This is a genomic window from Phenylobacterium sp., from assembly GCF_030654915.1.
Classification (GTDB): Bacteria; Pseudomonadota; Alphaproteobacteria; order Caulobacterales; family Caulobacteraceae; genus Phenylobacterium.
Genome location: NZ_JAURWM010000206.1, coordinates 1 through 26,549 on the forward strand (window position 1 = coordinate 1; position 26,549 = coordinate 26,549).

Annotated in this window: 23 protein-coding genes; 14 read left to right on the top strand and 9 right to left on the bottom strand. The window is 66.1% G+C overall.

Features of this window, described 5'->3' with window-relative positions:
* The 3 genes from Q7T84_RS10450 to lpdA all read left to right on the top strand — a co-directional run.
* The coding region (locus Q7T84_RS10450) for a pyruvate dehydrogenase complex E1 component subunit beta (protein ID WP_304808490.1) at positions 1-915 on the top strand (915 nt) is incomplete at its 5' end.
* Positions 916-972: 57 nt separating this feature from the next.
* Entirely contained in the window at positions 973-2,259 is a 1,287-nt protein-coding gene (locus Q7T84_RS10455; protein ID WP_304808492.1) for a pyruvate dehydrogenase complex dihydrolipoamide acetyltransferase, read from the top strand.
* A gap of 10 nt (positions 2,260-2,269) precedes the next feature.
* Positions 2,270-3,670: a dihydrolipoyl dehydrogenase gene (gene lpdA / locus Q7T84_RS10460; protein WP_304808494.1), complete on the top strand. Its 1,401-nt coding sequence runs from the start codon at positions 2,270-2,272 to the stop codon at positions 3,668-3,670.
* A gap of 59 nt (positions 3,671-3,729) precedes the next feature.
* Here the strand turns inward: lpdA and Q7T84_RS10465 are convergent, their stop codons facing one another.
* The 3 genes from Q7T84_RS10465 to Q7T84_RS10475 all read right to left on the bottom strand — a co-directional run bounded on the left by Q7T84_RS10465 (position 3,730) and on the right by Q7T84_RS10475 (position 6,808).
* Entirely contained in the window at positions 3,730-4,125 is a 396-nt protein-coding gene (locus Q7T84_RS10465) for a DoxX family protein (RefSeq protein WP_304808496.1), read from the bottom strand.
* 49 nt (positions 4,126-4,174) lie between these two features.
* Positions 4,175-5,728, bottom strand: coding sequence for an AMP-binding protein (locus Q7T84_RS10470; RefSeq protein WP_304808498.1), 1,554 nt, complete (start codon positions 5,726-5,728; stop codon positions 4,175-4,177).
* A 159-nt stretch (positions 5,729-5,887) separates the two neighbouring features.
* Complete coding sequence (locus Q7T84_RS10475) at positions 5,888-6,808, bottom strand: alpha/beta hydrolase (RefSeq protein ID WP_304808500.1); 921 nt, start codon at positions 6,806-6,808, stop codon at positions 5,888-5,890.
* 143 nt (positions 6,809-6,951) lie between these two features.
* Between Q7T84_RS10475 and lipA the strand changes: the two genes are divergently transcribed.
* Positions 6,952-7,914: a lipoyl synthase gene (gene lipA / locus Q7T84_RS10480; RefSeq protein WP_304808502.1), complete on the top strand. Its 963-nt coding sequence runs from the start codon at positions 6,952-6,954 to the stop codon at positions 7,912-7,914.
* A 3-nt stretch (positions 7,915-7,917) separates the two neighbouring features.
* Positions 7,918-8,367, top strand: a complete 450-nt coding sequence (locus tag Q7T84_RS10485) for a type II toxin-antitoxin system RatA family toxin (protein ID WP_304808504.1) — start codon at positions 7,918-7,920, stop codon at positions 8,365-8,367.
* Between the two features lie 6 nt (positions 8,368-8,373).
* Here the strand turns inward: Q7T84_RS10485 and Q7T84_RS10490 are convergent, their stop codons facing one another.
* Positions 8,374-8,865, bottom strand: coding sequence for a CinA family protein (locus Q7T84_RS10490; RefSeq protein ID WP_304808506.1), 492 nt, complete (start codon positions 8,863-8,865; stop codon positions 8,374-8,376).
* Between the two features lie 83 nt (positions 8,866-8,948).
* Here Q7T84_RS10490 and Q7T84_RS10495 point away from each other — a divergent pair, with 83 nt between their 5' ends.
* Positions 8,949-11,195 (top strand): spermidine synthase, encoded by a 2,247-nt coding sequence (locus Q7T84_RS10495; protein ID WP_304808508.1) that lies wholly within the window; start codon positions 8,949-8,951, stop codon positions 11,193-11,195.
* A 4-nt stretch (positions 11,196-11,199) separates the two neighbouring features.
* Here the strand turns inward: Q7T84_RS10495 and Q7T84_RS10500 are convergent, their stop codons facing one another.
* The gene (locus tag Q7T84_RS10500) at positions 11,200-12,345 is read right to left on the bottom strand and encodes a bifunctional 2-C-methyl-D-erythritol 4-phosphate cytidylyltransferase/2-C-methyl-D-erythritol 2,4-cyclodiphosphate synthase (protein ID WP_304808510.1); all 1,146 of its coding nucleotides are present in this window, start codon (positions 12,343-12,345) and stop codon (positions 11,200-11,202) included.
* A 90-nt stretch (positions 12,346-12,435) separates the two neighbouring features.
* Between Q7T84_RS10500 and dusB the strand changes: the two genes are divergently transcribed.
* Genes dusB through Q7T84_RS10515 form a run of 3 tightly spaced genes read left to right on the top strand, consistent with a single transcriptional unit; the run spans position 12,436 to position 15,985 of the window.
* Positions 12,436-13,443: a tRNA dihydrouridine synthase DusB gene (dusB, locus tag Q7T84_RS10505; RefSeq protein WP_304808512.1), complete on the top strand. Its 1,008-nt coding sequence runs from the start codon at positions 12,436-12,438 to the stop codon at positions 13,441-13,443.
* Positions 13,440-14,558 carry a nitrogen regulation protein NR(II) gene (locus tag Q7T84_RS10510; RefSeq protein ID WP_304808514.1) on the top strand — a complete coding sequence of 373 codons (1,119 nt, stop codon included), beginning with the start codon at positions 13,440-13,442 and terminating at the stop codon, positions 14,556-14,558. Before dusB ends, Q7T84_RS10510 begins: the two co-directional genes overlap by 4 nt.
* A complete protein-coding gene (locus Q7T84_RS10515) occupies positions 14,555-15,985 on the top strand; it encodes a sigma 54-interacting transcriptional regulator (RefSeq protein WP_304808516.1) in 1,431 nt (476 codons plus the stop codon). Before Q7T84_RS10510 ends, Q7T84_RS10515 begins: the two co-directional genes overlap by 4 nt.
* On the opposite strand, the gene Q7T84_RS10520 is transcribed toward Q7T84_RS10515, so the two are convergent.
* The gene (locus Q7T84_RS10520; RefSeq protein WP_304808518.1) at positions 15,982-17,082 is read right to left on the bottom strand and encodes a 3-deoxy-7-phosphoheptulonate synthase; all 1,101 of its coding nucleotides are present in this window, start codon (positions 17,080-17,082) and stop codon (positions 15,982-15,984) included. The two genes, Q7T84_RS10515 and Q7T84_RS10520, sit on opposite strands and share 4 nt — an antisense overlap.
* A gap of 289 nt (positions 17,083-17,371) precedes the next feature.
* On the opposite strand from Q7T84_RS10520, the gene Q7T84_RS10525 reads away from it, so the two are divergent.
* The 5 genes from Q7T84_RS10525 (at position 17,372) to hflX (ending at position 23,533) form a co-directional block, all read left to right on the top strand.
* Positions 17,372-19,612, top strand: coding sequence for a PAS domain-containing sensor histidine kinase (locus tag Q7T84_RS10525; RefSeq protein WP_304808520.1), 2,241 nt, complete (start codon positions 17,372-17,374; stop codon positions 19,610-19,612).
* On the top strand, positions 19,612-21,003 hold the full coding sequence (locus Q7T84_RS10530; protein WP_304808522.1) for a sigma-54 dependent transcriptional regulator: 1,392 nt from the start codon (positions 19,612-19,614) through the stop codon (positions 21,001-21,003). The genes Q7T84_RS10525 and Q7T84_RS10530 overlap by 1 nt, the downstream gene beginning before the upstream one ends.
* 1 nt (position 21,004) lies before the next feature.
* The gene (locus Q7T84_RS10535; RefSeq protein WP_304808527.1) at positions 21,005-21,868 is read left to right on the top strand and encodes a D-amino-acid transaminase; all 864 of its coding nucleotides are present in this window, start codon (positions 21,005-21,007) and stop codon (positions 21,866-21,868) included.
* 100 nt (positions 21,869-21,968) lie between these two features.
* Positions 21,969-22,220, top strand: coding sequence for an RNA chaperone Hfq (gene hfq, locus Q7T84_RS10540; RefSeq protein WP_254833250.1), 252 nt, complete (start codon positions 21,969-21,971; stop codon positions 22,218-22,220).
* Positions 22,217-23,533, top strand: a complete 1,317-nt coding sequence (gene hflX / locus Q7T84_RS10545; protein ID WP_304808530.1) for a GTPase HflX — start codon at positions 22,217-22,219, stop codon at positions 23,531-23,533. Before hfq ends, hflX begins: the two co-directional genes overlap by 4 nt.
* 57 nt (positions 23,534-23,590) lie before the next feature.
* Here the strand turns inward: hflX and mazG are convergent, their stop codons facing one another.
* The 3 genes from mazG to Q7T84_RS10560 all read right to left on the bottom strand — a co-directional run bounded on the left by mazG (position 23,591) and on the right by Q7T84_RS10560 (position 26,402).
* Positions 23,591-24,406: a nucleoside triphosphate pyrophosphohydrolase gene (gene mazG / locus Q7T84_RS10550; protein ID WP_304808532.1), complete on the bottom strand. Its 816-nt coding sequence runs from the start codon at positions 24,404-24,406 to the stop codon at positions 23,591-23,593.
* A complete protein-coding gene (locus Q7T84_RS10555) occupies positions 24,381-25,805 on the bottom strand; it encodes an MFS transporter (protein WP_304808534.1) in 1,425 nt (474 codons plus the stop codon). Before Q7T84_RS10555 ends, mazG begins: the two co-directional genes overlap by 26 nt.
* A gap of 93 nt (positions 25,806-25,898) precedes the next feature.
* On the bottom strand, positions 25,899-26,402 hold the full coding sequence (locus Q7T84_RS10560; protein WP_304808536.1) for a hypothetical protein: 504 nt from the start codon (positions 26,400-26,402) through the stop codon (positions 25,899-25,901).
* Between the last annotated feature and the right edge of the window lie 147 nt (positions 26,403-26,549).

A 26,549-nucleotide genomic window follows, 5' to 3' on the forward strand; every position in this document is an offset into this window, starting at 1 on the left:
AAGGTGTTCCTGATGGGCGAGGAAGTCGCCCAGTACCAGGGCGCCTACAAGGTCTCGCGCGATCTGCTTCAGGAGTTCGGCGACAAGCGCGTCATCGACACCCCGATCACCGAATACGGCTTCGCTGGCCTTGGCGTCGGCGCGGCGATGGCGGGACTGAAGCCCATCGTCGAGTTCATGACCTGGAACTTCGCCATGCAGGCGATCGACCACATCATCAACTCCGCCGCCAAGACGCTCTACATGTCGGGCGGCCAGATCAAATGCTCGGTCGTGTTCCGGGGTCCGAACGGGGCCGCGGCCCGTGTGGGCGCTCAGCACAGCCAGGACTATTCGGCTTGGTACGCCCAGGTTCCTGGCCTGAAGGTCGTGGCGCCCTACGACGCCGCCGACGCCAAGGGGCTGCTCAAGGCCGCGATCCGCGATCCGAACCCGGTCGTCTTCCTCGAACACGAGATGATGTACGGCCAGGAGTTCGACGTTCCCGAGGATGTCGATTGGGTTGTTCCAATCGGCAAGGCCAAGGTTCGCCGGCAGGGCAAGGACGTCACCATCACCGCTCACTCGCGGATGGTCGGCATGGCGCTGAAGGCCGCTGAACAGCTGGCGGCTGAAGGTATCGACGCCGAGGTCATCGACCTGCGCACCCTGCGTCCGCTCGATCACGAAACCATCGTCGAGAGCGTGAAGAAGACCAATCGTCTGGTGACGGCCGAGGAAGGCTGGGGCCCGATGGGCGTCGGCGCCGAGGTCATCGCCCGGGTGGTCGACCAAGCCTTCGACTATCTCGACGCCCCGCCGGCGCGCGTGCACCAGAAGGACGTCCCGCTGCCCTACGCCGCCAATCTGGAGGCGCTGTCGCTGCCCTCGGTGGAGGACATCGTGAAGGCGGTGAAGGCGGTCACCTACAAATGACCGTTCGCTCCTTCGCCGCCTCGGCCCCCGTCCTGCTCAGCGCCTGAGAAACGACCCATGTCTATCGATGTCCTGATGCCCGCGCTCTCTCCGACCATGGAGGAGGGCACGCTCGCCAAGTGGCCCGTGACGAAGGGCGATAAGGTCTCCTCCGGGGGGGTGATCGCCGAGATCGAGACCGACAAGGCGACGATGGAGGTCGAGGCGGTCGATGAGGGGATCGTCGAAGACATCCTCGTGGCCGAAGGCTCCGAGGGCGTGAAGGTCAATACGCCGATCGCGCGCCTGTCCGGTGAAGATGCCGGTTCCGCGCCGCCTCCGGTGAAGGACGAGGCCTCCAAGGCCGAAGCCCCGAAAGCGGCCGAGCCCAAGGCGGACGCTCCGAAAGCCGAGGCAGTAACTGCTGCCAAGCCGGCGGCCGCCGCGCCGGCACGGGCTGCGGGCGAGCGTGTCTTCGCCTCGCCGCTGGCACGCCGCATGGCCGAGCAGAAGGGCCTGGATCTCTCGCAAGTTCAGGGGTCGGGGCCGCGCGGCCGGATCATCAAGCGCGACGTCGAAGGCGCGACACCCCAGGCCAAGGCGCCTGCGGCCGTCGGGGGCGCGGCCTCCGCGCCACGTCAGGTCCAGAGCCTCGCCCAGATGGGAATTCCAGACGGCAGCTACGATCTGATCCCGCTGGACGGGATGAAGAAGACCGTCGCCCGGAGGATGAGCGACAGCTTCCGCGACGTGCCGCACTTCCCGCTGACCATCGATCTGGAGATCGACGGCCTGTTGGCCGGGCGCGCCAGGATCAACGCCATGCTGGAGAAGCAGGGTGTGAAGGTCAGCGTCAACGATCTGGTCATCAAGGCCGCCGCCGTCGCGCTGAAGCAGGTGCCGGAGGCCAACGCCTCCTATTCGCCTGAAGGCATCGCCATGCACCACAACGCCGACATCGCCATGGCCGTGGCGATTGACGGCGGCCTGATCACGCCGATCATCCGCAAGGCTGAGACCAAGGGCCTGGCCCAGATCGCCGTCGAGGCCAAGGACCTGGCCGAGCGGGCGCGGACCCGGAAGCTGAAGCCCGAGGAATTCCAGGGCGGCACCTTCTCGATCTCCAATCTGGGCATGATGGGGATCAAGTCGTTCAACTCGATCATCAACGAGCCCCAGGGCGCCATCCTTTCGGTCGGTGCGGGTGAGCAGCGGCCGGTGGTGAAGAACGGCCAACTGGCGATCGCCACGGTCATGAGCGTCACCCTGACCTGCGATCACCGCGTGGTCGACGGCGCCATCGGGGCGCGTTGGCTGCAGGCCTTCAAGGTCCTGATCGAAGACCCCATCACGATGATCGTCTGAGGCTAGTCACATGGATTTCGACGTCATCGTCATCGGTTCTGGCCCGGGCGGCTATGTCACCGCCATCCGCGCCAGTCAGCTTGGTTTCAAGACCGCCATCGTCGAGCGTGAAGCGCTGGGCGGGGTCTGCCTGAACTGGGGCTGCATCCCCACCAAGGCCCTGCTGAAATCCGGCGAGGCCTATGAGAATCTCAGCCATCTGGCCGACTACGGGATCAAGATCGAGAAGGCGAGCTTCGACTTCTCCAAGGTGATCGAGCGTTCGCGCAAGGTGGCCAGCCAGCTGAATTCCGGCGTTGGCTTCCTGATGAAGAAGCACAAGATCGAGGTGATCGAAGGCACAGCCAAGCTCGAGAAGGGGCAGGGCGCCCCGAAGGTCGTCGTGGCCTTGAAGGCCGGCGGTTCGCGCAGCGTCCAGGCCAAGCATGTGATCCTGGCCACCGGCGCCCGCGCTCGCACCATCCCCGCCATCGGCCTGGAGCCGGACGGCGAGCGCGTATGGACCTATCGCGAGGCCATGGTTCCGAAGGCGGCGCCCAAGTCGCTGATCGTCGTGGGTTCGGGCGCTATCGGCATCGAATTCGCCAGCTTCTACCGGGCGCTGGGTTCGGAGGTGACGGTTGTCGAGGCCCTGCCGCGCATCTTGCCCGTTGAGGACGAAGAGGTCTCCAAGACCGCTCACAAGGCTTTCGAAAAACGCGGCCTGAAGTTCCGGGTCGGGGCTAGCGTCAAGAAGTTGACGAAGTCAAAGACCGGCGTCGCCATCGAGCTGGAAGTCGGCGGCAAGGCCGAGACCTTGTCGGCCGACGTGGCCATCGTCGCGGTCGGTATTGTCGGCAATGTCGAGGACCTGGGGCTTGAAGCGCTGGGCGTGAAGATCGAGAAGACCCACGTAGTGACCGACAGCCACGGCGGCACGGGGGTGGCGGGCCTCTACGCGATTGGCGACCTCGCCGGTCCCCCCTGGCTGGCCCACAAGGCGAGCCACGAGGGCGTGCACTGCATCGAACACATTGCCGGTCTGAAGCCGAGCAACCTGACCTCGCCGATTCCGGGCTGCACCTATTCGAGTCCGCAGATCGCCTCGGTCGGCCTGACCGAGGCTCAGGCCAAGGAGCAGGGCATCGCCGCCAAGGTCGGCCGCTTCCCCTTTAAGGTGAACGGCAAGGCCATCGCCTCGGGTGAAACGGACGGCTTCGTGAAGACCATCTTCGATGAAAAGACGGGCGCCTTGATCGGCGCCCACATGATCGGCGCGGAAGTCACCGAGATGATCCAGGGCTTTACCCTGGCGATCACCCTGGAGGCCACCGAGGAAGAACTGTTCGCCACGGTCTTCCCGCACCCGACCCTGAGCGAGGCGATGCACGAAGCGTCTCTCGACGCCTACGGTCGGGTTCTGCATATCTGACCCACTGATCGTCATCCTTCGGATCGTCTTGCAGACGACCGTAGGATGACGCGTGAGAGCTACGGTCGCTTGCGAACCAGGGCGTCGAGGCTCCAGATCCCGGGGCCGGCGAAGACCAGATACAGGAACACGAAGCAGTAGAGGATCGCTGCTTCGCCGCCGTTGAGCGCGGGCCAGAAACCCTGAGGCGCGTGCGCCATGAAGTAGGCCGCCGCCATTTGACCCGAACAGACAAACGCCGCGGCGCGGGTGAAGAGGCCCAGGGCGAGCAGGCCGCCGCCGATCACCTCGATCCAGGCCGCGGCCATCAGGATCATCGGCAGCGGATCGGGCGCGCCCGGTTGGGGGCTTGGAAAATGAAACAGCTTCATCAAGCCATGCTCCATGAAGAGCAGGGCCGCTATGATCCGCAGAAGGCTGAGCACCCGCGGCGCCCAGACGTCGAGGTTCGGCATGTTTTGTCGCTCCTCCGCGCGTCCTGACGACGCGCGATCTCCTGAGAGATCAGGATGCGCGGCCGCCCTCGGCCTCCACCATCCGCATGATCGCCACATAGTCGGTCTTGCCGGTGCCGAGCACCGGGATCTCGGTGACCTTGATGACCTTCTTCGCCACAGCCAGTTCAGGCGCGCCAATGGTCTTGGCATGGGCGAGAAGCGGGCCGGTTTCGGCGCCGCGACGGTCGGTGACCAGCACCAGGCGTTCGCCCTTCTTGGGATCGGGGATGGCGATCACCGCGTGGCGGCTCTCGGGCCAGACGGCGATGGCGATGTCTTCGGCGGCCGTCAGGGAGACCATCTCACCGCCGATCTTGGCGAAGCGTTTCACGCGGCCGAGGATCTTGATCCAACCGTCGTGGCTGATCTCGACCACGTCGCCGGTATCGTGCCAGCCGCCGGGCGGCTCTTCCATCACGCCGTCGGCGTTGAGGTAGCCCGACATGATGTTGGGGCCGCGCACATAGAGTTTGCCGCCTGGGATGCCCTCGACCGGCTCAAGCCGGGTCTCGACGCCGGGCAACAAACCGCCGACCGTGCCGCGACGGTTGTCGGTGGGTTTGTTCACCGCGATGACCGGCGAGGCCTCCGTCGCGCCATAGCCTTCCAGCACCGGCACGTCGCCGAAACGGTCGCGGATCAGGTTGTGGGTTTCCTCGCGAACCTTCTCGGCGCCGCAGACGATGAACTTCAGACCCGACAGTTCGTCCGGCTCGGAGTTGCGGGCGTACTGGTTCAGGAAGGTGTCGGTGGCGAACAGGATCGCCGCGCCCGTGTCCTTGATCAGCGGCGGGATCTGTTTGACGTGCAGCGGCGAGGGGTACTCGAACGCCTTCATTCCCTTCAGCAGGGGCAGCAGCACGCCGCCGGTCAGGCCAAAGCAGTGGAAGGTCGGCAGCGGATTGAACATCACCCACGACGGGTCGAGGGGGATGTGGGCGGCGATCTGCTCCACATTGGCGATCAGATTGGCTTGGCTCAGCACAACGCCGCGCGGGGCGCCGAAACTGCCCGAGGTGAACAGGATCACACCGGGGTCAGAGGGCTTGGTCGGCGCTCTGAAACGCCTAGGGAAGCTGCCGGCCGCCGCAGCGAACACCTTGTCGGCGAGGCCGATCGTTTGCCGGACATCTTCGAGATAGGTGATCGTCGTGATCGGTTCGAGCGCGTCGATGATGTCGTGCAGTTTGCCTTGCTCGATGAACCGATGCGACGTCAGCACCCGCTTAACCCCGGCCAGTTCGCAAGCCGCCTTGATGTTCCGGATCCCCGCCGTGAAGTTCATCATGGTCGGGATGCGGCCGAAGGCATGCAGCGCGAAGAAGGTCACCACCGCGCCGGAGCTGGCCGGGAGCATGATGCCCACGCGCTCGCCCGGGCTGGTCATGCCGGCGATCTTGCGGCCGAGCGCGAAGGCGGCTCGGATCAAGTCGGTATAGCTGAGCGGATTGCGTTCCTGGTCTTCCAGGATCGGCTTCTTGGCGCCGTAGGTGCTCCGGGCGTCGATGAGCGCATCGAACAGACCACGCTCAGACACACGCGTATCAAATGAAACCGACAAAGGCGAAAACCTCCCCGAACGTCTCGCCGTTCTTGTTGAGCGCGAGCCTATCGGTCGCGCTCGGCATTGAAAAGATATGTTACACGGCGTGAGGGCGCAGCGCCTATCACGTCTTAGCGTGGGCGCCTAAGGCCTTGGCAAAGCGAGCGAATTTCGACTCTAACCGTCCTGCTTCGGCCGTGTTTCGATGAAGGCGGTGATCGCTTTCAGCCATGGATCGCGCCAACGGTCGGCCTCCAAGTGCAAGGCGGATCGGGCTTCAAGAATCGGTTCAACACGACACTGGGGCAGGCGACGGCACAGCTCGCTCGCGTCTTTCGTGGGGTTGAGCATCAGCACAGGGAGCCGCGTCTGCGCCGCCCCGGTTTCGGTCAGGCGGCTGGCGGCCTCATAGGCCTTGGTCCAGCCCAGGCTTGGTCCCGCCATCCGCAGGTCGGGATTGCCGGTTCGCCAGGCTTGGCCGACCTGACCCCGCCAGGGATCATGGGTGGCGCCGGCCGCGTGGTCATCGGGCGTGTTGCGGCTCCAGGACTTCCAACCGGCCGGTGGGACGTCGCTCCGCCGCACGGCCCCTAACAGACGCCGGCCCGGATCGGCCTTGGCCAATTGAGGTGAAGAGGCGATGACGCCGTCGGCCTTCATGCCGGCGCGCACGGCGCTGAGCGCGACGACCACGCCGTCGGCGTGGGTCAGCAGCACCAGCGGCGTGTCTGGCGCGGGCCTGACCACCACCCGGACGAATTCGCGCAGGGCCGCGACGTCGGGATCGAAGGAGGGGACATGGCCCAGGTCGCGCGGGGCCACATAGCGGCCCGAGCCGCCTTGGCCGGCGCGGTCCAGGATCCAGACTGTATAGCCGTCGTCGATCAGGTTCGAGGCGGTCTCGAACCACATCTCGGCGGTTTCGCCGTAGCCGGGGATAACGATCACCGTGGCGGTCGGAACACGCCGCGTACTGCCGACCCCATAGCGTTGCACCGGCTTGTCGCCGACGCCGATGAAGCCCCAGACCCAGCCTTCCGGCGGATAGAAACGCGGCGTCAGGGCTGGCGGAACCTGGCTTTCGGCGAATGGGCCCAAGGCGCCATCGCGGCTGCACGCCGCGAGCACAAGGAGAAGAGCGGCAAGCAGGGACGCACGAACCATGGCGAAGTTTGAGCATGCGGCGCAGGGCCGCTCAATCACGCCTTGATCCGGAGGACCAGAAAGCCGATCTAGGCCTCATGGCGACAGTCATCGACAACATCGGGGGATCACGACCCCGCCACCCCGAAAAGCAATCCCGCCCGGATACCCCGATCCTGCGCAAACCCGAGTGGCTGCGCGTTCGCGCGCCTGGCTCGGCCGGCTACAACGCCACCCGCGAGATCGTGAAGACCCACGGACTGGTGACAGTCTGTGAAGAGGCCGCTTGCCCCAACATCGGCGAGTGCTGGAGCCAGAGCCACGCCACCATGATGATCATGGGCGAGATCTGCACGCGCGCCTGCGCCTTCTGCAACGTCTCGACCGGCAAGCCGAACGCCCTGGATCCCACGGAGCCGGCGCGCGTCGGCGACGCCGTGGCCAAGATGGGCCTGAAGCACGTGGTCATCACCTCGGTGGACCGCGACGACCTTGCCGATGGCGGGGGCGCGCACTTCGCGGCCGTGGTCCATGCGATCCGCGCGGCCGCGCCGGGCACCACCATTGAGATTCTGACGCCGGACTTCCTGCGCAAGCCGTCCTCGGCCGCCGAGATCGTCATCGACGCCCGGCCTGATGTCTTCAACCACAATCTCGAGACCGTCCCACGGCTCTACCTCTCGATCCGGCCCGGCGCGCGCTACTACCACTCGCTGCGCTTGCTTGAGCGGGTGAAGGAACGCGACCCCAACCAGTTCACCAAGTCCGGCCTGATGGTTGGTCTTGGCGAGGCAAAGGAAGAGGTCATGCAGGTCATGGACGACATGCGTTCGGCCGGCGTCGACTTCCTGACGATCGGGCAGTACCTGCAGCCGACCCGCAAGCACGCGGCCATCGACCGGTTCGTCACGCCTGACGAGTTCAAGGCCTATGAAGAGATCGCGCGAGCCAAGGGTTTCCTGATGGTCTCGGCCAGTCCGCTGACACGCTCGTCGCACCACGCTGGCGAGGACTTCGCCAGGTTGAAGGCCGCGCGCCTCGCCAAGGACGCGGCGGCCTAGGGTTTGCCGCGTCACCACATCGAGAAAATCCTGCCCTACACGGCCGACCAGCTCTTTGCGCTGGTCGGCAACGTCGACGCTTATCCGGAGTTCGTGCCGTGGATCCAGTCCATGCGGACCTGGAACGCGCGCTCGGAAGGCGAGGGGGTCAGCTTGGTCGACGCCCAGGCCGGGGTCGGGTTCGCCTTCCTGAAGGAGAAGTTCTCCACCCGGGTACGCCGCGACGCCGCCAATCGCCAGGTTGACGTGCAACTGCTCTCCGGGCCGTTCAAGCACCTGGCCAACCGCTGGCGTTTCGTAGAGGTCGCGGGTGGGACCAGGATCGAGTTCGACATCGATTTTGAGTTCAAGTCCCGGCTGCTGTCGGGAATGTTGGCCGCGAATTTCCACCACGCGGTGGACAAACTGATGAGCTGCTTCGAGGCCCGCGCCCAGGCGCTCTACGGGCGGTAGGGCCGCCTAGACCATTCGGTCGCGCAAGGCTTGTAGCGCCGAGCGCACCGCCATCTCCTGAACCTCGGCGCGAGTTTCGCCATCGAACAACTCGGCGCGGTGCATTAGCGCCTGGTTCGCACGCGCGGTGGCGATGTGGACTGTGCCGACCGGCTTCATCGGGGTGCCGCCGCCTGGACCAGCGACGCCGGTGACTGAGACGGCGACGTGGGCGTTGGAGGCCTCTAGCGCGCCTTCAGCCATCATCCGCGCCACCGGTTCCGAGACGGCGCCTAGATCGGCGATCAAGTCCCCGGGGACGCCGAGCAATTCCTGCTTGGCGCGGTTCGTATAGACGACAAACCCACGCTCGAAGACGTCGGACGCGCCGGGGATCGCGCAGATTGCGGCGGCCACCAGGCCGCCGGTGCAGCTCTCGGCCGTGACGATCCGCAGCGAGCGTTGCCGGGCCTCATCGATCAGCAACCGCGCGAGGGTTTCGACTTCCAGGGAAAACATGGCGCGACTCCGACAGGCTCTAGGCAACGACAGGCGCAGACCACAACATCGCGCCCACCCGACACACAACCCGATTCGAGATCATGAGCACGTTAGAAGGGGCCGAGCGGCCCGCCGCCTCGATCTCGCCGGCGCTGTTCGCCGTGACGATCTTCGCCAGCGCCGGGCTGGTGTTCATGGTCCAGCCGATGGTCGCCAAGCTGGTCTTGCCGCTGCTGGGCGGTAGCCCGTCGGTCTGGAACACCTCGATCGCCTTCTTCCAGACCGCGCTGTTGGCCGGGTACGGCTATGCGCACCTGTTGCAGAAGGTCAGTTCGGTCCGCGCCCAGGCGATCATCCATCTCGGGATGCTGCTGGCGGCGGCGTTGGTTCTGCCATTGCACGTCAGCGGCCTGGTCGGGGAGCCGTCCTCCAACCATCCCTCGCTCTGGCTGCTGGGTGTCCTGACTTTGTCGGTCGGCGCACCGTTCGCCGTGCTTTCGGCCACAGCCCCCTTGGTCCAGGCTTGGCATGCGCGGACCATCCACGCCGAGACCGGCGCTGAGCCCTATGTGCTGTATGCGGCCTCCAACATGGGCAGCTTGCTGGCGCTGCTCGCCTATCCCGCGGCGGTCGAACCGCTGGCGACGCTACGGGGCCAAACCTTCGGATGGACCCTGGGCTATGGCGGCTTCATCCTGCTGATGGCGACGCTCGCCCTGTTTGTCTCGCGAGCTCGCGCAGCGGCCATTGAGGGGCCGGCCGCCGACGCAGGCCCAGCGCCGACCTGGAAGCAGCGCGCCGTCTGGGTCGCCTTGGCGGCGATCCCGTCCAGCCTGATGCTCGGAGTCACGACCCACATCACCACCGATGTGGCGTCCGCGCCATTCCTGTGGGTGATCCCGCTGGCGCTCTATCTCACCACCTTCATCATAGCCTTCTCGGAAAAGCCGATCATCTCGCGGGAGATGACGCTGCTCCTGCAGGCCGCCGCAATCACCGCCTGCGTCGTGATCCTGCCGTTCAGGCAGACGAACCTGGCGGTGCAGGTCTTCGTGCACCTGGCGGCCTTCTTCCTCACCGCCCTGATGTGCCACCAGGCCATGGTCGCGCGCCGTCCCAACCCGGCGCATCTGACCGAATTCTATCTCTGGATGTCGTTCGGCGGCGTGGTCGGCGGGTCGTTCAACGCCTTCCTGGCCCCGGTCATCTTCACGAATGTCTGGGAGTATCCGCTGGTCCTGGCGCTTGCCTGTCTCGCACGGCCCGGTATCGGGCCTGTCGAGCCGTGGCGCTGGGCGACCTTCGCGCTCGGCGTGGTGGCCGCATGCGTCGCGCCGGTTGTGGCGCTCTTCTGGGGCACGGACGACTGGGTTGGTTTGGTCATCAGGCTGCTGCTCGGCGGCGCCGCGGTCTGCGCTTTCCTCGTGCGGCGGCGGATGATTGTGTTCTTCGGCTTGATCGTCGTGTTGTCGCTGGCGGCTGAGGCGGTGGGCGATCGGGTCGATGTCCGCAACAGCTGGCGCAGCTTCTTCGGCGTGGTCCGGCAGTCGGAAATGCCGGTTCCTGGGATGAAGGGACAGGTGAAGATGTTGTCGCACGGCACCACCCTGCACGGCGCCCAGGCCCAGCATCCCGACTATGAGTGTCGGCCCCTGGTCTATTATGCGCCAGAGACCCCGATCGGGCAGGTTTTCACGCGTCGCTCTCAGGACGCCAGGCCGTTGAGGATCGGCGCGGTCGGCCTCGGCACCGGGGCGGTCGCCGCTTACACCCGGCCGGGCGATGCGCTCACCTTCTTCGAGATCGATCCGATGGTGATCAAGATCTCCACCGATCCGAAGCACTTCACCTACACGACCAAGTGCGCCAAGGGGGCGATCGACTACGTCCTCGGCGACGCGCGGCTGACCTTGGCCAAACAGCCGGACGACACGTTTGACGTGCTGCTCATCGACGCCTTCTCGTCCGACGCGGTGCCTGCCCACCTGCTGACGGTCGAGGCCATGAAGGGCTATCTCGCCAAGCTGAAGCCGGACGGGGTCCTGATCCTCCACCTGTCCAACCGGAACCTCGAATTGCGCGGTCCCGCGATGGCGGTGGCGGAGGCCGCGGGTGGGTATTCGCTGATGCAGAGGCACAGCGCCGCCGAGGGCAGTCCGCCGCTGTGGGAGTCCGCCGAGGACGCCATGATCGTCACCCGGCAGCTAAGCGCCCTCGCGCCCTATGAGGCCGACAAGCGCTGGCAGGCGACCAATCCGACGCTCGCCCGGCCCTGGACCGACGACTACATGAACCTGGTCGGCGCGCTCTATGCTCAGATGAAGGAGCGCTACGACTGGCTGCCCTAAGGCGTCAGGCTGGAGTGTCCACAAGAACCACGGCTTGGGCCAGCAGGCCCTCTTCGCGGCCGGTGAAGCCCATCCCCTCGGTGGTGGTGGCCTTTACGCTGACGCGGTCGAGGGGCAGGTTCATCAGGTCGGCCAACCGCTGACGCATGGCGTCGCGATGCGGCCGGATCTTCGGCCGCTCGCAGATCAGCGTGACGTCGGCGTTGAGGATGCGGCCGCCGCGCGCGGCGACCAATTCGACGGCGTGGATTAGGAAGCGGTCGGAGGCAGCGCCCTTCCATTGCGGGTCGCTGGGCGGGAAGTGCTCGCCGATGTCGCCTTCGCCGATCGCGCCGAGGATGGCGTCGGTCAGGGCGTGCAGGCCAGCGTCGGCGTCGGAGTGACCGATCAAGGTGTGATCGTGGTCGATTTTAACGCCGCACAGCCAGACAGCGGCCCCGGGTCCCCAGCGATGGGCGTCGACCCCTTGGCCGATGCGGGTGATCCGCGAGGTGGCGGCGAGACGCTCGGCCATGGCGAAGTCCTCCGGATAGGTCAGCTTCATCAGAATGGGATCGCCGGGCGTCATCACCACTCGACCACCGGCTCGCTCGACCACGGCGGCGTCATCGGTGGGCTCAGCGTCGGTCGGCCAAGAGCCGTAGGCGTCCCGCAGGGTGCTGAACCGGAAGGCCTGCGGCGTTTGGGCGCGCCACAGGCCTTCGCGTGAAACCGTAGCCTCGATGACGTCGGCGCCGCGCTTGAGCGTATCGGCGACGGGCAGGGCCGGAACGGCGCCATCGGCGGAGGCGAGGGCGGCCAGCAGCGGCTCGATATGGGCGCGGGAGACGAAGGGGCGCGCGGCGTCGTGAATCAGCACCGGGGTGTCAGCCTGGGCTGTCAGCGCGGCCAAGCCGGCTTGGACCGACAGGGCTCGAGTCGCGCCGCCAGCGACGGCGTGGGCGTTCGGGGTTCCCGCCAGGAGTTGGGCGGCCTCCGCAACTCGTTCGGCCGCGGCGACGACCACGATCTGCGTCGCGCCGGCCGCCGTCAGCGCGTCGATCGACCAGCTCAAAATCGAGCGCCCGCCTAGGCTGCGCCAGGGTTTGGGGGCGCCGGGTCCGGCGCGGGTGCTAGCGCCTGCGGCGACGATGACGGCTGAAAAGGTCATGCGGCTTGTTTAGGGCTCATGCCCAGCGTGTCTAGGCTTTACGGCACGGTACAATATGCCTAAAACGCAGGCGATGAGGGTGATTACTAAATGAGCAACTCGCTCACGATCGGGGATGTGGATGTCGGGGGGCGCGCGTGGCTCGCGCCGATGACCGGTGTATCCGACCTGCCGTTCCGCATGGCGGCGAGCAAGCTGGGGGCGGCCTATGTGGCCACTGAGATGGTCGCCTGCGACGAGTTCGCCAAGGGACGCCCTGATGTGGTGCGCCGCGCCGCGGTGGGCGAGGGCCTCCCTTTGATGGTGGTGCAGTTGGTCGGCCATGACCCAGCGCACATCGCACAGGGCGCGCGCCTGGCGGCCAAGGCCGGGGCGCAGATCATCGACCTGAACTTCGGTTGTCCCGCCAAGGAGGTCACCGGCGTGCTCTCCGGCTCGGCGTTGATGCGCGATCCCGAGCTGGCCGAGCGCGTGATCGCCGCGGCGGTCGACGCCGTTGACGTGCCGGTGACGGTGAAGATGCGGCTCGGCTGGGACCAAATCTCCAAGAATGCGCCGGACATCGCCGCGCGGGCGCAGGCTCGCGGCGCCAAGGCGGTGACCATCCATGGTCGCACTCGCTCGCAGTTCTACAAGGACGCCGCCGACTGGAGCGCGGTGCGCCCGGTCAAGGACGCGGTGTCGATCCCGGTGATCGTCAATGGCGACATTGTTTGCGGCGACAGCGCCAAGCGCGCGCTGGCGGCGTCCGGCGCCGATGCGGTCATGGTCGGGCGCGGCCTCTATGGTCGCCCCTGGATCGCCGCCCAGATCGAGGCCGAGCTGGCTGGGCGGGAGTTTGTGGAGCCTGACGTCGAGGCGCGGCTCACCATCGCCCTGGATCATTTCCGCGACAGTCTCAAGTTCTATGGCGACCGTCTGGGCCTGCGGATTTTCCGCAAGCACCTGGCGGCCTATGTCGAGAACGCGCCTTGGCCCGGCGACGCCCAAGCCCGGCGTGGCGCCCGCTCGGCCCTTTGCCGCCTCGATGAGCCAGGTGAGGTCGAGGCTGGCCTGATCGCTCTGTGGCGTGATCCCGATAGGAAGATGGCGGCATGAACAGTCAGAACCGCGCGCTCTCGGACGGTGCGCTCGAACTGCTGAAGGCGGCGGCCTTCGACCTATCGCCGGAACCGGCGTTGGTCGTTGATCCGAACGGGGCCTTGGTGGCGGTCAACGAGGCGGCCGAGGCGCTGTTCGGCCAGGGCCTTGGCCTGTTGATGCGCGGGCGGTTTGGTGCGGCTCTGCCGCCAGGATCGGCCTTGGTGTCCTTGCTCGACCGCGCCGTGGAAGAGGGCGTCCGGGTCCGCGAGCGCGGCGTGGAGATCAGCTTGTTCGGTCATCCATCGTTCGAAGCGGACGGCGCGGCCGCCCCGCTGGGCGACGGCTCGATCCTCCTCACCCTCCACGTCAAGGGCGGCGCGCTCGGCGGCGAGCGGACCGGAGCCGAGCAGGCCGGCCTGCGGACCATCGTCGGTCTAGGCCATATGCTGGCCCACGAGATCAAGAACCCGTTGGCCGGCATTCGCGGCGCCGCCCAGTTGCTGAAGTCCAGCGCCCGGGCCGAGGATGCGCCTCTTGCCCAGTTGATCGTCGATGAGACCGACCGCGTCCGCCGACTGGTGGACCGGATGGAAGCCTTCTCCGACGACGCGCTGCCCGATTGCCGGCCTATCAACATCCACTTGGTCCTCGACCGGGTGAAGGCGCTGGCCGCCAACGGCGTCGCCGATGGCCTGCAACTCAGCGATCACTACGACCCGTCGCTGCCGCCGGCCTTTGGCGACGAGGATCAGCTGATCCAGATATTCCTCAACCTGGTGAAGAACGCCGCCGAGGCGGCTCATTCGCGCGGCGACGGCCGGGGGGCGATCACGGTTCGCACCGCCTATCGCCACGGGGTGAAGGTACGCGCGGCCAAGGGGCAAATCCTCAGGGGCGCGCCGCTGGAGATCAAGGTCCAGGACAATGGCCCTGGGGTGCCGGCCCACATTCGCGAAAGCCTGTTCCAGCCGTTCGTCAGCACCAAGAGCCATGGGGCCGGGCTGGGCCTGGCGCTGGTGGCCAAGCTGGTGGCGGGCCACGGCGGCCTGATCGATTTCGAATCTGAACCTGGCCGCACCACGTTCCGCGTGCTGCTGCCGATCGCGTCTGAAGAGGATATGCCGGCATGAATGCTATCGCCAACGCCAGCAAGAAGATCCTGATCGCTGACGACGACGCTTCGATCCGATTGGTGTTGAGCCAGGCCTTCACTCGGCTGGGTTATCAGGTCCGCGCCACCGGCAACGCCACCACCTTGCTGAAATGGGTTTCTGACGGGGAGGGCGATCTAGTCGTCACCGACGTGGTGATGCCCGACGAGAACGTGTTCGACGTGCTGCCGCGCATCCGTAAGGAGCGGCCCAAGCTGCCGGTCATCGTGATGAGTGCGCAGAACACCCTGCTGACGGCGGTCAGCGCCGCCGAGGTGGGCGCCTTCGAGTACATCTCCAAGCCCTTCGATCTGGACGACATGACCGCCGCCGCCCGCCGGGCGTTGTCTCGGCCCGCCGACGCCGAGGCCTCGAAGGCCCAGGCCCGCGCGGTGCGTGACGAGCGCCTGCCGCTAATCGGCCGCTCGGGACCGATGCAGGACGTCTATCGCACCATCGCCCGCCTGGTCGGCGCGGACCTGACGGTGCTGATCCTGGGGGAGAGCGGCACCGGCAAGGAGCTGGTCGCCCGCGCCCTGCATGACATGGGCCGTCGCAAGGACGGCAAGTTCGTGGTGATCAACCTAGCCGCGGTGCCGCGCGAGCGGGTGGAGGCTGAGCTGTTCGGCCGCGACGACGGCGACTACGGCAAGCTGGTGGACGCCGACGGCGGCACCCTGTTCCTGGACGAGATCGGCGATATGCCGCTCGACGCTCAGACCCGTCTTCTGCGGGTGATCGACGGCTCCGAGCAGTCGATCAATCCTCGGACCGGCCGGCCGCCCAATGTACGGATCATCGCGGCGACCAATCGCGATCTTCGGGCGCTGATCCAACAGGGGCTGTTCCGCGAGGACCTGTTCTTCCGCCTCAACGTGGCGCCGCTGCGCCTGCCGCCGCTGCGGGACCGCACGGATGACATTCCGGACCTGGCGCGGGCCTTCCTGCTGCGCGCCAACCGCGAGGGCCTGCCGTCCAAGACCATCGACGCCGCGGCGCTGGAACGCCTGAAGCTGCACGCCTGGCCGGGCAATGTGCGCGAGCTGGAGAACCTGATCCGCCGCATCTGCGCGCTCTATGCCGAGGACCTGATTAGCGCTCGGATCGTTGAGCGCGAACTGGCCGACCATCAGCCGGCCATCCCCGGGCACGAGGGACCGGTCACCCTGGCCACCCTGGTGGAGCGCCACCTCGGCGGATACTTCGCCGAGCAGCCGGAGGGGATACCGCCGATCGGGCTCTATGACCGGGTGCTGGAGGAGGTGGAGCGTCCCCTCATCCAGCTCACCCTCACGGCCACGCGCGGCAATCAAGTCCGCGCCGCCGAGATCCTGGGCCTCAACCGCAACACCCTGCGCAAGAAGATCCAGGACCTTGGCGTCGAGATGAGCCGAGGCCGCCGCTAGGCGGCCCCAGTCACGCTGGCGGGGTTCGCGGCGAGCGTCTGATGCGCTCGCCGGCGGGCCTCGACCGCCATGGCCAGGTCTTCCAGGACCTCGACCGAGGTGTCCCAGTCGATGCAGCCGTCCGTGATGCTCTGGCCGTAGGTCAGCGTTTGGCCAGCCACGAGATCCTGGCGGCCGGCCACCAGGTGACTTTCGACCATGACCCCGACGATACGCTGGTCGCCGGCCGCGATCTGACCGGCGACGTCGCGCGCGACAGCCGGCTGGTTCTCGGGCTTCTTGCCGCTGTTGGCGTGGCTGACATCGATGATCAGATACTCAGGCAGTCCGCTGGACCCCAGTTCGGCGCAGGTCGCCGCCACGCCGGCAGCGTCATAGTTCGGGGTCTTGCCGCCGCGGAGAACGACGTGGCTGTCGACATTGCCTCGGGTGGCCGCGATGGAGGCGCGACCATCCTTGCCGACCGCCAGGAAATGGTGCGGCTGGCTGGCGGCTTTGACGGCGTCGACCGCGATGCGCAGGTTGCCGTCCGTGCCGTTCTTGAAGCCGACGGGGCAGGAGAGGCCGGAGGCCATTTCGCGGTGGATCTGGCTCTCGGTGGTCCTCGCGCCGATGGCGCCCCAGCTGACCAGGTCGGCCATGTATTGCGGCGTGATCACGTCGAGGAACTCCACCGCCGCCGGCAAGCCGAGCTCGCCCACCTCGATCAGCAGCTTGCGCGCCAGGGGTAGGCCCTCATCGATGCGGAACGTGCCGTCCAGGTGCGGGTCATTGATCAGGCCCTTCCAACCGACGGTCGTGCGCGGCTTTTCGAAATAGACCCGCATGACGATCTCAAGCGTGCCGGCGAACCGGGCGCGCTGGGCGACCAGCCGGCGGGCATAGTCCATGGCCGCGGCCGGGTCGTGGATAGAGCAGGGGCCGATGACGACGATCAGGCGGTCGTCGTCGCCATGGAGGATGTCGTGCATCGCGCGCCGGGCGCTGGCCACGGTCGCCGAGGCGGTCGCGCCGGCCGGCAGGCGGGCCATCACCTCGGCGGGCGCGTCGAGGGGCTTGATGTCAAGGATGCGAAGATCGTCGGTAAGGTCTGGCACGGGTGCGCTCCAGGAAAAGCGTCACACGGCGGCATGAAAAAAGCCGCCAGGTGACTGGCGGCTGTTGGGTCTCGGACTACGACAGGCTGGTCCTGTCGTGCGATCCCCTTCCTCCGCCAGCGGCATCGGAATAGCTAAAATACCAAAACGAATATTGACTGGCCGAGGGGATCATCGCCTTACAGATAGCGCGCCGGCAGGCGCTTGTCATCACATCTGGTTTCACTGACGTTTCTGCGCCACATCTCTGTTGAATTCTGGGCACAGTTTTCGCTAGGGTCCCCTGATCATGGCGTCCCTAGTTCACGATGGCGGACCTGAAATGACGCCCGCCGCGCGGCTATGGCGGGCCTTGCAGTCGCGCTATGTGCTCGGCGGCGGATATGCGCTGGCCGCGCTGCTGACCGCGGTGGCGATTTTGCTGGCGGCGTCGCCGCCCGAGACCGGTCCGTTGGCGCCGGCTTCCAAGAACATCCTGGCCATCCTGGCGTTCAACCTGGTGCTGATCCTGGCCCTGGCCGCTCAGGTCGGCTTCCGGATCATGGGAATGCTGAAGGCTCGCTCGAGCGATCCGGCGGCGCGTCTCCACCTGCGATTCGTGACCCTGTTCGCCCTGGCGGCGGTGGCGCCGGCGATGGTGGTGGCGTTGTTCTATACGGTGTTGGTCAATCGGGGCGTCGAGAACTGGTTCTCCGAACGGGTCCAGACGGTGGTGGAGAACTCCGCCACGGTGATGCGCTCGTATGTCGAGGATCAGACCCGATTCGTCGAAGAACATGTGTCCCAGATGGCGCAGGACCTGAACCGCGCCGCGCCGGCGCTGCAGGCCAGCCCAGTCACCTTCAGTCACTTCCTGGCCTATCAGGCGTCCTATCACGCCTTTCCAGCCGCTTATCTGATCGATCGGGAAGGCCGCATCCTGGCGCGGGCCGAGGCTGTCGATGCGCCCAAGTTCCTGGCGCCGCCGCTGGCGAGCTTCGCCGCCGCCGATGAAGACGCGGTGATCTATGTCTCTACCGATCTGACGCGGGCTCTCTACAAGCTGTCGGCCTATCCGGACGCTTATCTGTACGTCACCCGGCCGGTTCAGAAGGGCATCGTCAGTCAGCTGCAGGACGCCTCGAACTCGGTTACCGCATACCGCGAGGCGGCTGAGAGCCGTCAACGAATTCAACGGGTTTTCGCGCTTTCCTACATGGAAACCGCCATGCTGGTTCTGGTCGGCGCCGTATGGCTCGGCATGGGCGCGGCCAGCGCGATATCGGCCCCGGTCGGGCGCTTGGTCGTGGCCGCGGGCCGCGTGGCGAGCGGCGACCTGGACGTCCGCGTCGATGCTGACAAGGATCCAGAGGAGTTGGCTGTCTTGTCTCGTGCTTTCAATAGCATGACGCATGATCTTCAGGCGCAGCAGGAGGCCTTGAAGCGCGCCGGGGACGAGGCCGAAGAGCGTCGGCAATTCATCGAGACGGTGCTGTCCGAGGTGTCGGCGGGGGTCATCGGCCTGGACGCCGACGGCCGGGTCTCAGCGATCAACCGCCAGGCCGCCGTGCTGCTGGACCTAGCCTCTGGCCAGGTTCATGGCCGCAAACTGTCGGAAGTCGCGCCCGAACTGGTGACCATCGCTGAACATGGCGACATCGCAGGCGAGGCCGAAGAAGAGGTCGATGTCGTCCGCTCCCGCGAAACTCACCGGCTGAGGGTTCGGGCCAGTCGTTCCGAAGGGGGGCTGGTGCTCACCTTCGATGACATTACCCGGCTGGTCTCGGCCCAGCGGAACGCCGCCTGGCGCGACGTGGCCCGCCGTATCGCCCACGAGATCAAGAACCCGCTGACGCCCATCCAACTTTCGGCCGAGCGCCTGCGGCGCAAGTTCCGCAAGGATGTGGCCGAGGAAGATTTGGAAATCTTCGACCGTTGCACCGACACGATCGTGCGGCAGGTCGATGGGATCGGTCGGATGGTGGACGAGTTTTCGTCCTTCGCTCGGATGCCCGCGCCGAAGTTCGCGAGCCAGGACGGCGCGGAGTTGATCCGCGCCGCCGTGTTCGCCCAGCGCGTCGCGAGCCCCGACATCTCTGTCGAACTGGCCGATCCCGTACCGGAGGTGACCGTGGTCGCCGACGGCCGGATGCTCACCCAGGCCCTGACCAATGTGCTGAAGAACGCTGCTGAGGCGGTCTCGGCCCGGACGGCGGTCTCGCCGCAACCGAAGGGCCGGATCGTCACGCGCCTGATCTGCAGTGATCAGGGCGTGCAGATCGAGGTCGAGGACAATGGGGTGGGGTTGCCCGACAAGGACCGCGATCGCCTGACCGAGCCCTATGTGACCACTCGAGAAAAGGGCACGGGGCTGGGTTTGGCCATCGTCAAACGTATCCTCGAAGATCACGGTGGCGAACTGATTCTGACCGATGCGGTTCAGGGCCAGGGCGCTCTGGCGATCTTGAAACTACCGACGGCGGCCAAGGCGAAAGCCCTGGCCGACACCGAGCTGGCGCTTGGCGCGGCTCAAGACGCAGGAGTGATATGATGGCGGCTGACGTTCTTGTGGTCGACGACGAGGCCGATATTCGCGAGTTGGTGGCCGGCATCTTGTCGGACGAGGGCTATGCGGTCCGTACCGCGAATGACTCCGAAAGCGCCTTGGCGGCCGTGAAGTTGCGCAAACCGGCCCTGTTGATCCTCGATATCTGGATGCAGGGCGGCGGAATGGATGGTTTGGAGTTGCTTGACTTGGTCAAGGAACTCGATGTCGACATCCCGGTGATCATGATTTCGGGGCACGGCAATATCGAAACCGCCGTCAGCGCCATAAAGCGCGGCGCCTACGAGTTTCTGGAAAAGCCCTTCAAGTCCGACCGGCTGCTGCTGTGCGTCGAGCGGGCGCTGGAGACCAGCAATCTGAAGCGCGAGAACCGTCGGCTGCGCGCCCAGACGATCCAGCCGGACGGTTTGATCGGCAAGTCGGTCGTCACCCAGCAACTGCGCGGCCTGATCGGCAAACTGGCCTCGGCCAACAGCCGGGTGCTGATCGCCGGCCCCCCGGGTTCGGGCAAGGAAACCGTGGCGCGGTTGATCCACGGCGCCAGCCCGCGTGCGCGCAACGAGTTCGTGGCGATCAGCGCCGCCGGCATGACCCCAGAACGGGTCGATTCCGAGCTGTTCGGCGAAGAGCTTGAGGGCGGCCGTCCGGCCAAGATCGGCGTGTTCGAGCGCGCTCACGGCGGCACGCTCTATCTCGACGAAGTCGCCGACATGCCGCGTGAGACGCAGAGCCGGATCCTGCGGGTCCTGGTCGAGCAACGCTTCCGGCGCGTGGGCGGCGATGCTGACGTGCAAGTCGATGTCCGGGTGGTCTCGTCCACCTGTCGCGACCTGCGCGAGGAGATCACCGCCGGTCGTTTCCGTGAGGATCTGTTCCACCGCCTGAACGTGGTGCCGGTGAGCGTCCCCGGCCTAGCCGAGCGCCGCGAAGACATCCCAGAGCTGATCGAGTACTTCATCACACGGATCTGCGAGGCCACCGGCATGTCGCGCCGCCGCCTGGCCGATGACGCCTTGGCTACCCTGCAGGTGCGGGCCTGGCCGGGGAACCTCAGCCAGCTTCGCAACAACGTCGAGCGCATGCTGATCTTGGCGGCCGGTGATCCCAGCGAGGCGATTACCGCCGACATGCTGCCGGGCGATGCGGCGATCTCCGATCAGCCGTCGAACATGGGCGCCGAGAAGATCATCGCCCTGCCGCTGCGCGAGGCGCGAGAGGTGTTCGAGCGTGAGTACCTGAACGCCCAGATGCTGCGCTTCTCGGGCAATATCTCCCGCACGGCCGCCTTCATCGGCATGGAGCGTTCGGCCCTGCACCGGAAACTCAAGTCGCTGGGCCTTTCGGGCGCCCGGCCGTTGGAAGAAGAGGACGCGTAAGTTGGGGCGTATCGCCTATGTAAACGGCCAGTTCGTTCGGCACGGACAAGCCGTGGTCCACATCGAGGACCGGGGCTATCAGCTAGCCGACGCGGTCTATGAGGTCTGGGCCCTGTTCGGCGGCAAGTTGGCCGATCCCGAGGGGCATTTCGCGCGCCTCGAGCGAAGCCTCGGCGAACTGCGCATTCCGATGCCGATGAGCCGCGAGGCGCTGACCATCGTGCTGCGCGAGGCCGTCCGGCAGAACCGCGTCAGCGAGGGCTTGGTTTATCTGCAAGTCGGACGCGGAGTCGCCACACGTAGTCACGCCTTTCCTGACCACCCGGTCCCACCCAGCGTCGTGATCACGGTCTCGGCCGTCGACCGGGCGGCGAGCGAGGCCAAGGCCGCCAAGGGCGTTAAGGTCATCACCACGCCTGAAAACCGCTGGGGGCGGTGCGACATAAAGACCGTTGGCCTCTTGCCCAATGCGCTTGCCAAGCAGGCCGCCAAGGAACGCGGCGCCGCCGAGGCTTGGTTCGTCGATGAGCTCGGATTCGTGACCGAAGGGTCGTCCTCCAACGCCTGGATCGTGGACGCTGAGGGTACGCTGCGGACCCGCGACACCAACGCCAACATACTGCGGGGCGTCACCCGCTACACCTTGCTGGACGTGCTCCGCGAGGAGGGTGTGAAGGTCGATGAACGCCCCTTCACCCCGGCCGAGGCGGTGGCGGCCAAGGAGGCTTTCATCACCGGCGCCGGTAGTCTGGTGCTGCCGGTGATCGCTGTTGACGACAAACCTGTTGGGGACGGCGTGGTCGGACCGGTGGCGATGAAGCTCCGTCGCCTCTATATCGAGCGGGCGAGGGCCACGGCCATCTGACTGACAGGCGCGATTGCGCCCGTGATGCGGGTCGGTCTAGCCTCACTCGTGTGTGTGGGGGGCGTCTTGCCCTCCGAACCAGAACAAAGGGCGACAAGCCATGTCCAATAACGAAAAGAAACAAAACCTTCAGGACACGTTCCTGAACAGTGTCCGTAAGTCCAAGACGCCGCTGACCATTTTCCTTGTGAATGGTGTCAAGCTGCAAGGCGTCGTGAGCTGGTTCGACAATTTCTGTGTGCTGCTGCGCCGGGATGGCCAGTCGCAACTCGTCTACAAACACGCCATTTCCACCATTATGCCGGCTCAACCTGTTCAGTTGTATGAGCCCGCGGAAGACGAAGCGGATTGACCTCAAAGTCCATTGACCGTGAAGCGCCTGCTCAAAAGGCGCTTGTTATCCATCCCGAACGTGACGCCCGCGGCTCGCCCCGGAGCGCTAAGGCGCGCCTGGACGAGGCCGTCGGCCTCGCCGAGGCCCTCGATCTCGAAATCCGCGATGCGATCACCGCGCCATTGCGTAAGCGCACGCCCGCGACCCTGTTCGGCAGCGGCAAGGTCATCGAGATCGGGGAACTCTGTTTCCAACTTGATGTCGACGTCGCGGTCGTCGATGACGCCCTGACGCCGGTCCAACAGCGCAATCTGGAAAAGGCCTGGCAGGTCAAGGTCATGGACCGCACGGGCATGATCCTCGAGATCTTCGCTCGCCGTGCCCGAACCCGCGAAGGCATCCTGCAGGTCGAACTGGCCAGGCTCTCCTACGAGCGCTCGCGCCTGGTTCGGACCTGGACCCACCTTGAACGCCAACGCGGCGGTTTCGGCGTGATGGGCGGTCCTGGTGAAACCCAGATCGAAACCGACCGTCGCCTGTTGGCCGAGAAGATCAGCAAGCTGAAGCGCGAGCTGGTCGAGGTGCGTCGCACCCGGAACCTTCAACGTGGCGCGCGCCAGCGCCACCCGTTCCCGGCCGTGGCCCTGGTCGGCTACACCAACGCCGGCAAGTCGACGCTGTTCAACCGGCTGACCAATGCCGAGGTGGTGGCCGAGGACATGCTGTTCGCCACGCTTGATCCGACTTTGCGGATGCTGAACCTGCCCGACGGGCGGCCGGCGATCTTGTCGGACACGGTGGGCTTCATCTCCGACCTGCCGCACGAACTGGTCGAGTCCTTCCGCGCCACCCTTGAGGAGGTGAAGGAGGCCGACGTGATCTTGCATGTCCGCGACATCGCCAGTGAAAACAGCGACGCCGAGGCCGCCGACGTGCGCGCCGTCTTGTCTCGCCTGGGGATCGAGGTCGCCGACCGCAACTTCGTCGAGGTCTGGAACAAGGCTGACCTGGTCGATGAGGAAACCCGCGAGCATCTCGAAGGCGATGCGCGACGGTCCAATCCGCCAGCCGTGTTGCTGTCGGCGGTGAGCGGTGAAGGGTGCGAGGCTCTGCTCGAGACCATCGCTCGCCTGGTGGACGACGCCCCTCCGGTCTCGGTCTACGCGACGCCGGCCCAGGGCGCCGCGGTGGCGTGGCTCTACCGGCACGGCCGCGTGTTGGACCGGATCGAAGATGATGAAGGCGGGGTGCGGCTTGCCGTTCGCCTGGAACCTCAGGCCCTGGGTCAGTTCGAGCAGCTGTTCCCGAAGGTCGATCTCAGCCCGCTATAGGCTTCTCGATTGCTCGTCATGGCGGGGTCACGCCCGGCCATGACGACATCGGGTGGGTTAGCCGGCTTTCTCGGCCGCCTTCGCGGCGTCCCAGAGCACGTCCATTTCGGCCAGATCGGAGTCGGCCGGCGTCTTGCCACGCGCGGCTAGCTCGGCCTCGATGAACTGAAAGCGCCGTGCGAACTTGGCGTTGGTGGAGCGCAAGGCGTCCTCCGGCTCGATGTCGAGCTTGCGCGCCAGATTGGCGCAGACAAACAGGATGTCGCCCAGCTCGTCGCGCATCTTGGCCTTGTTGTCGGCCTCGATTTCCGCCGCCAACTCGGCAGTCTCTTCGCGCAGCTTGTCGAAAATGAACGAAACGTCGGGCCAGTCGAAGCCGACGCGGGCCGCGCGCGCGGTCAGCTTCACCGCCCGGGTCAGGGCCGGAAGGCCGGTCGGCACATCGTCGAGCAGGCTTTTGTTCTTGCCCTTGGTCGCGCGTTCCTGGGCCTTGATGACTTCCCAGGCGTGGGTTTGCTCGGCGCTGGTGCGCTGGCTCTCCGGGCCAAAGACGTGCGGGTGACGGCGGATCATCTTCTCGGAAATGGCGTTGGCCACGTCGTCGAAGGCGAAGGCGCCTTGCTCCTCGCCCATCCGGCTGTGGAAGACGACCTGAAGCAACAGGTCGCCCAGTTCCTCGCGCAAATCCGAGAGATCGCCGCGCTCGATGGCGTCGGCGACCTCGTAGGCTTCCTCAACCGTATAGGGCGCTATGGTCGCGAAGTTCTGTTCCAGGTCCCAGGCGCACCCGGTCTGCGGATCGCGCAGCCTCGCCATGATGGCGATCAGCCGGTCGATGGGCTTCTCGTCACTCGGCGGGGCGGACAGCGACATTGACTTCCTTGGTCAGCAGGGGCTCGGAGCCCATCTCGGGCGCGGCTTCGGCCAGGCCCGGTTCCTTCATATCCCGCGCCGCCAGGCCCGCGCGAATCTCGGCATGGCGTTCGGCGGTGAGCGGGAAGCCCCAGACGATGAAGCTGGCCACGATCGACATGCCCGCGGGCACCGCGGCGAAGAGCACGGCCAGGCCTTGAAGGCCAGTGTCGACCCCTTGGCCCTTGGGGTCGAAGCCCATCAACTGGAGAAGCGGGAAGGTGATGAAAATCGCCGCGGCCGAGCCGATCTTCACCGTACCGGATAGGATCGCGTAGAGCAGGCCGGTGCGGTCGACCCCGCTGGCCAGCCGCTCTTCGTCGCCGATGTCGGCCATCATGGCGCGGAGCAGGAAGGCGCCGGCGGCGTAGGGAACGCCGATCATGAACATCAGCACCGCCGCCGGGAGCATCGCGCCCTGGGGAATCATCAGCGAGCACATGGTCAGGCCCGCATAGACGATCCCGGAGACGGCCAGCGCCTTGTGCTTGGAGATCTTGTAAGAGAGCCACGTCCACAGCGGCGCGCCGACCAGGCCGCCGACGAAGTAGATCAGCAGCAACAGGCTGGCCTCGGCGTGGCTGAAGCCTTTCACCCGGCCGAAGAAGAAGAAGAACAGCGCGCCGGTGATCGCCGGGCCGGTGCCGATCAGCAGATCGGCGACCAGGATGCGGACCACGGACGGACGCTTGAAGAGCGCGAGGTATTCGCGGAAGCCGGACTTCTTGACCTCGGATACCACCTGCGGCTCAGGCACCTTCCACAGGGCGAGCGCGACGGTGATGGGCATCAGGATGACGATGAACCACCCCATGGCCTGCACGCCGGACCCGTGCCCCTTGAAGCCTAGGAGGGGGAGCAGGGCAGGAAGGGTGAGCACGAGGATCATGCCGACGACGTTGCCAGCCTGCCACCAACCGTAGATCCGTGATCGTTGATCGTACTGTGGCGACAGCACGGCGGCCCAGGCCAGCTGCGACAGGCCGGCGATCGAGACACCGGCATAGACCACCAGCAGCCAGAGCCAGAGATAGAGGCTGCTGACCCCGGGCTTGGCCATGAACAGCATGTAGGAGGCCAGCATCAGGATCGGCGCGCTGATCGCGAACCACAGCTTGAACCGCCCAAAGCGCGAGCGGGTACGGTCCATCACGCCGCCAATATAGGGGTCGAAGGCCATGTCGAGCAGGCGTACAGCCCCAAAGGCGGCGCCGACCGAGGCCAGGCTGAGGCCAAGCTCGTTGGTGTAGTATTCGGGGAGGTAGACCACGAGCGGCAGGCCAAGGCCCGCCAGTGGCAGACAGGGAGCGGCGAGCGCCGCCAAAGTCCAGTTGGAACGCCGGTCCGCCTGCGCGGTCATCTCACTCATCCCCTAAAGCGCCCGGCTTACAAGGCTCCGGTGGGCGGCGCGGATCAGACAGCGCGCCGTTCTGCGAGGCAAGACCTATCGGTGTTATCGACGCGCGTAAACATTGCCGCGGCCGAGCTGGAACGCGAAGCGGTCGATGGCCCGTTCGGCGTCTGACCAGGTGGTCGAACCTCGGGCCTGGCGGATGTCGCTTTCGTACCAGTCATAGCGAACAGGGGTGACGTGGCCGTCCACCGATATCGCTTGCCCCTCGATGACCGCCCCTCCGGTGCCGAAGCTCTCGATGGAGAGGCCAGGACGGTCGCCGAGCTGCTTGAAGGTCGGCCGGTTCGGCCTGGCGTCAACCAGGGTCAGCTCAACTCGGCCGCCGGCCAGCAGACCGGTGCGTTGCAGTTCGCGTTCGACGTCTTTCTTCAGTTCGTCGGCCAGGCGCTGAACGTCGCGAACGCCGTAGTCCTCGGCGGCCTTCTTCTGGAGTTCAGGGCTGACTTTCACCTCGACGCTCGAGACCGTGGAAAGCGGATCTGCGGCGTTGGCGGACCCGGTCAGCGCCAGGGCCGCGATGGCGGCGAGAAGCAGGGTGCGCATAGTGGGCTCCAGGGCTAGGGGATCGTGACCCCTTAGATGGGAAGTGACTTCCAGGTTCGCAAAGTCTCGTCGAAGCGTGACCGCAGTGTGGCGATGACCGGGTGCATCAGGCTTGACCTGAGCGGGACGGCGCCCAAATCTGCCCTG